This is a genomic window from Streptomyces sp. NPDC044033, assembly GCF_056434425.1.
On record NZ_JBWKFF010000018.1, the window covers coordinates 1,803 to 9,737 of the forward strand.

Annotated in this window: 7 protein-coding genes; 4 read left to right on the top strand and 3 right to left on the bottom strand. The window is 72.4% G+C overall.

Annotated elements, in window-relative coordinates; all coding sequences use genetic code 11:
* Positions 1-187: 187 nt before the first annotated feature.
* From AC07AB_RS27985 to AC07AB_RS27995, 3 genes are all read right to left on the bottom strand, one after another.
* The gene (locus AC07AB_RS27985) at positions 188-598 is read right to left on the bottom strand and encodes a RidA family protein (protein ID WP_478572219.1); all 411 of its coding nucleotides are present in this window, start codon (positions 596-598) and stop codon (positions 188-190) included.
* Positions 595-1,428 (bottom strand): IclR family transcriptional regulator, encoded by an 834-nt coding sequence (locus AC07AB_RS27990; RefSeq protein WP_478572222.1) that lies wholly within the window; start codon positions 1,426-1,428, stop codon positions 595-597. The genes AC07AB_RS27985 and AC07AB_RS27990 overlap by 4 nt, the downstream gene beginning before the upstream one ends.
* 103 nt (positions 1,429-1,531) lie before the next feature.
* Positions 1,532-2,632 carry a sugar kinase gene (locus AC07AB_RS27995; RefSeq protein WP_478572760.1) on the bottom strand — a complete coding sequence of 367 codons (1,101 nt, stop codon included), beginning with the start codon at positions 2,630-2,632 and terminating at the stop codon, positions 1,532-1,534.
* A gap of 248 nt (positions 2,633-2,880) precedes the next feature.
* Between AC07AB_RS27995 and AC07AB_RS28000 the strand changes: the two genes are divergently transcribed.
* The 4 genes from AC07AB_RS28000 (at position 2,881) to AC07AB_RS28015 (ending at position 7,622) form a co-directional block, all read left to right on the top strand.
* A complete protein-coding gene (locus AC07AB_RS28000; protein ID WP_478572225.1) occupies positions 2,881-4,161 on the top strand; it encodes an amino acid deaminase in 1,281 nt (426 codons plus the stop codon).
* 11 nt (positions 4,162-4,172) lie between these two features.
* Complete coding sequence (locus AC07AB_RS28005) at positions 4,173-5,789, top strand: N-acyl-D-amino-acid deacylase family protein (RefSeq protein WP_478572228.1); 1,617 nt, start codon at positions 4,173-4,175, stop codon at positions 5,787-5,789.
* Positions 5,790-5,876: 87 nt separating this feature from the next.
* Entirely contained in the window at positions 5,877-7,088 is a 1,212-nt protein-coding gene (locus AC07AB_RS28010) for a pyridoxal phosphate-dependent aminotransferase (RefSeq protein WP_478572231.1), read from the top strand.
* Positions 7,089-7,181: 93 nt separating this feature from the next.
* Positions 7,182-7,622, top strand: a complete 441-nt coding sequence (locus AC07AB_RS28015) for an SCO4983 family protein (protein ID WP_478572234.1) — start codon at positions 7,182-7,184, stop codon at positions 7,620-7,622.
* Positions 7,623-7,935 lie beyond the last annotated feature (313 nt).

Below are 7,935 nucleotides of genomic sequence, written 5' to 3' on the forward strand. Positions count from 1 at the left end.
GGGCCCCGTAGAAATTTTTGCGCTGGGAAAAGGAAAGACAGCCCCCGGGTGTCAAAGACTTGGACGCGGGGCCCCCGGCGTTGGGCCGTCGGGGGCCCCCCCACCCCTCCCCCCCCCGGGTGCGGGCCCCCTTCCCGTGACACGGTCGGTGAGGCTTTTGACGCGGCGATGGCCGGGCCGTTCGGGATCAGCCGAGGACGGCGAGCGCGTCGATCTCGATGAGGAGGCCGGCGGGCAGGCCCACGTACACCGCCGTACGGGCGGCCGGCGCCTCCTTGAGGCCCTCGGCCTCGAAGTAGGCGTTGTAGATCTCGTTCATCTCGGCGAAGTGGTCGACGTCGGTGAGGTAGACGCGCATCATCATGACGTCGTCCCAGCTCGCGCCGCCCTCTTCGAGGATCGCCTTGACGTTGGCGAAGGTCTGGAGCGTCTGCTCGCGCAGGGTGGGGCCGGCCGGGGTGGGGGCCTGGCCCTCGACGGCGGGCTTGAACCCGACCTGGCCGGCGACCTGGAGGATGTTCCCCTTGCGCACGCCGTGCGAGAACTTGGCGGGCGGGGTGGTGTGGGTGGCCGGGGTGATCGCGGTCTTGTCGCTCATGGTCGGGCTTCCTTCTCGGGTTTCGCGGTTTTCCCGGATTTCTCGGGCTTCTCGGGCTTCTCGGGAGGTCGGGTCTTCTCGGGGGTGTGGGTGGTTCCGGAGTACTCGGCGCTGATGGCGTCGGCGGTGCGGCGCAGCAGCGGGAGCAGGGCGAGGAGTTCGTCGGCGGTGACGACGACGTTCGGGGCGGAGACCGAGCACGCGGCGACGGCCCGCCCGTCCGCGCCGCGGATGGGCGCCCCGATGCAGTTGATGGACTCCTCGTGGCCACCGAGGTCGGTGGCCCAGCCCTGTTCGCGCACGGCCGCCAGTTCCTTGAGGAAGGCGGCGGCGTTGGGGATCGAACGGGACGTGTACATGGGGTAGTCGAGCCGTTCGGCGACGGCGCGCCGCTCGGGCTCGGGCAGGTCGGAGAGGAGCAGCTTGGCGACGGCCGCCACGGTGATCGCTACGGGCTTGCCGATGCGCGAGTACATCCGGACCGGGTAGCGGCTCTCGACCTTGTCGATGTAGAGCACCTCGTTCTCCTCGTACACGGCGAGGTGGACGGTGTGCCCGCACTTCTCGTTGAGCTCGACGAGGTGAGGGTGGGCGATCTCGCGTACGTCGAGGTTCTCGACGGCTTCCTGGGCGAGGGCGAAGAGCCGGGCGCCGAGGCGGTAGCGCTGGTCCTGCTGGCGGTAGACGATGCCGTGTTCGTGGAGGGTGCGCAGCAGGCGCAGTGCGGTGGACTTGTGGACGCCGAGGCGGCTCGCGACTTGTTCGAGGTTGGCGGGGCCCTCCGCGAGCAGCGGCAGGATGGACAGGGCGCGGTCGACGGTCTGGCTCATGTCGCCGCCGATACGCTGCGCTGGGTTCGGGCGGGGCCGCTCCGGAGGGCTTGGCTCCGGTCCGCGCGTCCCCCTGGGTCGTCGTGCCTGGTCGTGTGTTCGTTCATGCGGTGCGCTCCTCCACCCGTACGGTCTCGGCCTCGGCCGCCGCGGGCTGACTCGCCCAGCCGGGGCCGAGTCGCAGTCTCCCCCAGGCGTCGGGGTCGAGGGCTGCCAGCCGGTCGGCGAGGCGGCGGGCGGGCGGTGCGGCGAGGTCTCCGGGGACGGTGAGGGCGGCGGCGGCCATCAGGTGTCCGTGCCGCAGCCGTTCCGCGACGGTCAGTCCGCGCAGGGTCCCGGAGAGGAAGCCGGCGGCGAAGGCGTCGCCCGCGCCGACGGAAGCGACGACGTCGACGGAGAGGGCGGGGACGGAGACGACGTCGTCGGAGCCGGACGCGTCGCGGGCGTACGCGGTGGCGCCCGTGGCGCCCTGCTTGACGATCAGGATCTCCGGTTCGGGCAGCGCGGCCCGGATGGCGGCTGCGCCGCGCAGTCCCCAGGCCGCCTCCGCCTCGTCCTCGCCGACGAAGACGAGGTCGCAGCCGCGCGCGAGGTCCAGCAGGACGGCGGGGCCCTCGGCCGCGCCCTGCCACAGCCCGACGCGGTAGTTGACGTCGAAGGAGACGAGGGGGCGGCCGGGGGTGCGGGCGGTGAGCGTACGGAGCAGGGCGCGGCAGTCGTCGGAGAGGGCGGCGGTGATGCCGGTGAGGTGCAGGACGCGGCCGGACCACGCCTGGTCGCGCGCGATGAGCTCCGGGGACATGGCCGACGCGGCGGAACCGGCCCGGTAGTAGACGACTTCGGAGACCTGGGCGGGGTCCGGCTCGGCGGAGGGGCCCGGCTCGGCGGCCGGGTCAGCCGATACGACCGGGTGCACCGATACAACCGGGTCCGCCGATACAGCCCGCTCCCCCGCCGTGCGGAAGTAGATTCCGGTGGGCCGGTGCGGGTCGTGCTGGACGGAGGCGGTGTCGACGCCCGTGGCGGCGATGGTGGTGACGAGGTGGTCGCCGAAGCCGTCGGTGCCGACGCGGCTGATCCAGCGGGCGGTGTGGCCGGTGCGGGCGAGGCAGCAGGCGACGTTGGACTCCGCGCCGCCGATGCCGCGGTCGAAGGAGGGTACGTCCGCGAGTCGGCCCGGGGTCGCGGGGCGGAAGGTGACCATGGATTCGCCGAGGCACACGACGTCGGCGTCCGGGCTGCTCGGGGCTGCGGTCACGATCTGTCTCGCTCCTCGGTGTCCTGCGGCGTCGGATGCCGGGCGGGCCGGCGGGCCTGGGTCGCCTCCGTGGTGCGCGCCGTTGGCGTGGTACGCACCGTTGACCTCGTACTTGCCGGGATGTTAGACAGCAGTAAGCGTTATACGCAATGGCTGTTGCACATAATGCAACTCGACTTTTCACGGGAGGCTCCATGGCCGCCGGCAACGCCGTCGCACGCCTGGCCCAGGACCGCGTCGACCACCGCTTCAAGGCCCTGCCCCCGGACGCCGAAGGCGGCACCGTCGAGGCCCTCGCCGCCGAGCGGCGGTCGCTGTTCGACGGCGGGTTCACCACCCCGGTGCTGGCCCTGTCCGCCGAGGCCGTGGAGCACAACCTCGCCCTGATGGAGCGTTACTCCGCCGAACACGGACTGGTCTTCGCCCCGCACGGCAAGACCTCCATGTCCCCCCAGCTCTTCGAGCGCCAGCTCGCGCACGGCGCGTGGGGCATCACCGTCGCCGTGCCCGCCCAGGTCCGCGTATGCCGCGCCTTCGGCGTGCGACGGGTCTTCCTCGCCAATGAACTGGTGGACGCCGCCGCGCTGCGCTGGCTCGCGCGCGAGCTCGACGCCGACCCGGACTTCCGCCTCGTCTGCTATGTCGACTCGCCGCGCGGCGTCGAGCTGATGGACCGGGCCCTGACCGAGGCGGGGGCCGCCCGCCGCCTCGACGTCGTGGTCGAGCTGGGCGCGGGCGACGGCGCGCGCACCGGGGTCCGTACGGAGGCCGAGTGCGCCGCCCTCGCCGACGCCGTCGCCGCGACCGGCACCCTGCGCCTGGTCGGCGTCGCCGGCTACGAGGGCGAGGTCCCCTCGGCGGACGACGCGTCCGTACGGGCCTGGTTGCGCCGCCTCACCGCGCTGGCCGTCGAGTTCGACAAGGCGGGCCGCTTCGCCGGCCTGGACGAGATCGTCGTGAGCGCGGGCGGCAGCGCGTGGTTCGACGCGGTCGCCGATGTCTTCGCCGAGCTGCCGGAGCTGTCCGCGCCCACGCTCAAGGTGCTGCGCTCCGGCGCGTACATCTCCCACGACGACGGCCGCTACCGCCGCGTCACGCCCTTCAACCGGGTCCCCGAGGAAGGCGCGCTGCACGCCGCGTTCCGCCTCTGGGCGCAGGTCGTCTCGCGCCCCGAGCCCGGCCAGGCGTTCGTCAACGCGGGCAAGCGGGACGCGGCGTACGACCTCGACCTGCCCGAGGCGCAGGTCGTACGGTCCGCGCGGGACGGCTCGCAGCGGCCCGCGACCGGGATCGAGGTCACCGGCCTGTCCGACCAGCACGGCTGGCTGCGCGTCGCGGACGGCGTGGAGCTGGAGGTCGGCGACTGGGTCGGCATGGGGCTCTCCCACCCCTGCACATCCTTCGACAAATGGCAGATGATCCCCCTGGTCGAGGCGGACGGCACGGTCGTCGACTACGTCCGCACCTTCTTCTGAGAGGCACGGCCATGGATGTGGTCATCCGCGACGCACGGGTCGTCGACGGCACCGGCGGCGCCTCCTACCGGGCCGATGTGGCCGTCGACGGCGGCCGGATCGCCGCCGTCGTGCGCGAGGGCGGGGGCGACCGCCCCAGCGCCCGCCGCGTCGTGGACGCCGGCGGCCTCGCCTTGACCCCCGGCTTCATCGACATGCACGCGCACAGCGATCTCGCGCTGCTCCGCGATCCGGGGCACGAGGCGAAGGCCGCGCAGGGCGTCACCCTGGAGGTCATCGGGCAGGACGGGCTGTCGTACGCGCCCGTGGACGACCGCACCCTCGCCGAGGTGCGCGCGCAGATCACGGGGTGGAACGGCGACGGCTGCGACATCGACTTCTCCTGGCGGACGGTCGGCGAGTACCTCGACCGCCTCGACCACGGCTTCGGCGGCGAGGGCATCGCCGTCAACGCCGCGTACCTGGTTCCGCAGGGCACGGTGCGGATGCTCGCCGTCGGCTGGGACGACCGGCCCGCCACGCCCGCCGAGACGGAGCGGATGAAGGAGCTGGTCGCGGAGGGCCTGGCGCAGGGCGCGGTCGGGATGTCGTCCGGACTGACGTACACGCCGGGCATGTACGCCTCGGACGCCGAGCTGACCGAGCTGTGCCGGGTGGTGGGCGAGTACGGCGGCTACTACTGCCCGCACCACCGCTCGTACGGGGCCGGGGCGCTCCAGGCGTACGAGGAGATGGTGGAGCTCACCCGCGAGGCCCGCTGCCCCCTGCACCTCGCCCACGCCACCATGAACTTCGGCGTGAACGAGGGGCGCGCCCCCGAGCTGCTGGCGCTGCTGGACGCGGCGCTGGAGGGCGGCGCCGACATCTCGCTCGACACCTACCCGTACACCCCCGGCTGCACCACGCTGGTCGCGATGCTGCCGAGCTGGGCGAGCGAGGGCGGCCCGGAGGCGATCGTGGCCCGGCTGCGGGACGAGGCGACGGCCGAGCGCATCCGGCACGCCATGGAGGTCGAGGGCGCGGACGGCTGCCACGGCGTGCCGATCGAGTGGGACACCATCGAGATCTCCGGGGTCTCCGATCCCAGGCTCGCGGGGTGGGTGGGCAAGACCGTCGCGCGCAACGCCGCCGAGCGCGGCGAGCGGCCGTGGGCGACCGCGCGCCGGCTGCTGATCGAGGACCGGCTCGGGTCGACGATCCTCCAGCACGTGGGCCACGAGGAGAACGTGCGGCAGATCATGCGGCACCGGGTGCACACCGGCGGCAGCGACGGAATCCTCCAGGGCCTCAAGCCGCATCCGCGCGCGTACGGGACCTTCCCCCAGTACCTGGGCCACTACGTGCGCGAGCTGGGCGTGCTCTCACTGGAGGAGTGCGTGGCACATCTCACGTCGCGGCCGGCGGCGCGGTTGAAGCTGGCCGACCGGGGGTTGGTACGGACCGGATACCGTGCCGATCTTGTGCTCTTCGATCCGGCCGAGGTCGCCGCCGGCTCCACTTTCGAAGCTCCGAGGACTCTTCCGACCGGTATTCCGTATGTGTTGATCGATGGGCGCTTTGTGATGGAAGACGGGCACCGTACGGACGTCCTGGCGGGCCGTACGGTCCGGCGGGCGCCCGCCGCCTGAGGGCGCCACGGGGGCCCCGGCCCCCGTGGTCCTACTCACCGGTAAAACGAGGAGCGGCTCTCGTGGCCCGGTCGTATGGTGGCCGTTATGCAGGTGATCCAGTCAACGAAACTCGCCAATGTCTGCTACGAGATCCGTGGTCCGGTCCTTGAGGAGGCAATGCGACTGGAGGCGGCAGGACACCGCATCCTGAAGCTCAACACCGGCAACCCGGCGGTCTTCGGCTTCGAGTGCCCGCCCGAGATCCTTGAGGACATGCTGCGCTCGCTCGGCGACGCGCACGGCTACGGCGACGCGAAGGGGCTGCTGTCCGCGCGGCGCGCGGTGATGCAGCACTACCAGACCAAGGGCGTCGAGCTGTCCGTCGACGACATCTACCTCGGCAACGGCGTCTCCGAGCTGATCCAGATGTCGATGCAGGCGCTGCTGGACGACGGCGACGAGGTGCTGGTGCCCGCGCCCGACTACCCGCTGTGGACGGCGTCGGTCTCGCTGGCGGGCGGCACGGCCGTGCACTACCGCTGCGACGAGCAGGCGGACTGGATGCCGGACCTCGCGGACATCGAGCGCAGGATCACCGACCGCACCAAGGCCATCGTCGTCATCAACCCGAACAACCCGACGGGCGCGGTCTACGACGACGAGCTGCTGCGCGGCATCACCGAGATCGCCCGCCGCCACAACCTGATCGTCTGCTCCGACGAGATCTACGACCGGATCGTCTACGACGGCGTCACGCACACCCCGACCGCCGCCATCGCGCCGGACCTGCTGACCCTGACGTTCAACGGGCTGTCGAAGAACTACCGGGTCGCCGGGTACCGCGCGGGCTGGATGGCCGTCTGCGGCCCGAAGGCGCACGCGTCCAGCTATATCGAGGGCCTCACGATCCTCGCCAATATGCGGCTGTGCGCCAATATGCCCGTACAGCACGCGGTGGCGACCGCGCTCAACGGCCGGCAGTCGATCAACGAGCTGGTACAGCCGGGCGGCCGGCTGCTGGAGCAGCGCGACACGGCGTACGAGCTGCTGACCCGGATCCCCGGCGTGACGTGCGTGAAGCCGAAGGGCGCGCTGTACGCGTTCCCCCGGCTCGACCCCAAGGTCTACAAGATCAAGGACGACCGGCAGATGGTCCTGGACCTGCTCCGGGCCGAGAAGATCATGATCGTGCACGGCACGGGGTTCAACTGGCCGGAGCCGGACCACTTCCGGCTGGTGACGCTGCCCGCCAAGGAGGAATTGACGGACGCGGTCACCCGGATCGGCGAGTTCCTGGACGGCTACGGCCAGTACTGACCGTACTGACGGAAGCCATCCATGTAAGTGGGACAACTTTAGACTGCGTCTAAGTTAGGATGGTCTCCTGAAACCTTGCCAGGAGGCCATCCCATGTACGAACCGATCCGCACCAAGTCGGTCCACTCCATGGCCGAGCCCGCCGACGCACGCGGCCGCACCCCGCGCCGCTCCCGCGAGGAGGAGCTGGACATCCGGCTCGCCGGACACCTCACCGCCCTGCTGACCGTGACCGACGAGCTGCGGGCCGGGAGCGACGGGCCCGCGTCCGCCGAACTGGACGACGCGGCCCGCCGCATCGCCGGTACGGCCGCCCGGCTGCGCGACGGCCGCGCCCCGCTGCGGGCCGCCCCGACGGCGGGCGGTACGCCCGGCCCCGGAGCCCGTACGGCCGCGCTGCACCAGCGGGCGCACATGCTCGCCGGACAGGCGCTGGTCGTCGCGACCTCCCGCGCGGATGACGCGGGCGCGGCGCTGGCCGCCGAACGGCTGGCCGTGCACGCCGAGGCGCTCGGCCTCGCCGAGGCCGTCTGACGCCTTGACGGGTCCGAGGTCTGAAGTGCCTGCCGCTTGACGGACTCGGCGACTGAAGGGCCTGCCGTCTGACGGGCCCGCCGCTCGAAGGGCCCGACGTCCGAAAGGCCGGACACCCGAAGGGCCCGACATCCGAAGGGCCCGACCCCAACCGACCACTGCCGCACCACCCGGCCCGGGGGGGGGGGGGGGGGGGGGGGGGAGGGGGGGAGGGGGGGGGGGGGGGGGGGGAGGGAAGGGGGGGGGGGGGGGGGGGGGGGGGGGGGGGGGGGGGGGGGGGGGGGGGGGTGTGGCGGGGGGTTTTGGGGTGGGG

What these genes read in the sequence shown, in the direction of transcription:
- AC07AB_RS27985 (WP_478572219.1), bottom strand. Translation starts at nt 598, where the DNA reads ATGAGCGACAAGACCGCGATCACCCCGGCCACCCACACCACCCCGCCC.
- AC07AB_RS27990 (WP_478572222.1), bottom strand. Translation starts at nt 1,428, where the DNA reads ATGAGCCAGACCGTCGACCGCGCCCTGTCCATCCTGCCGCTGCTCGCG.
- AC07AB_RS27995 (WP_478572760.1), bottom strand. Translation starts at nt 2,632, where the DNA reads ATGGTCACCTTCCGCCCCGCGACCCCGGGCCGACTCGCGGACGTACCC.
- AC07AB_RS28000 (WP_478572225.1), top strand. Translation starts at nt 2,881, where the DNA reads ATGGCCGCCGGCAACGCCGTCGCACGCCTGGCCCAGGACCGCGTCGAC.
- AC07AB_RS28005 (WP_478572228.1), top strand. Translation starts at nt 4,173, where the DNA reads ATGGATGTGGTCATCCGCGACGCACGGGTCGTCGACGGCACCGGCGGC.
- AC07AB_RS28010 (WP_478572231.1), top strand. Translation starts at nt 5,877, where the DNA reads ATGCAGGTGATCCAGTCAACGAAACTCGCCAATGTCTGCTACGAGATC.
- AC07AB_RS28015 (WP_478572234.1), top strand. Translation starts at nt 7,182, where the DNA reads ATGTACGAACCGATCCGCACCAAGTCGGTCCACTCCATGGCCGAGCCC.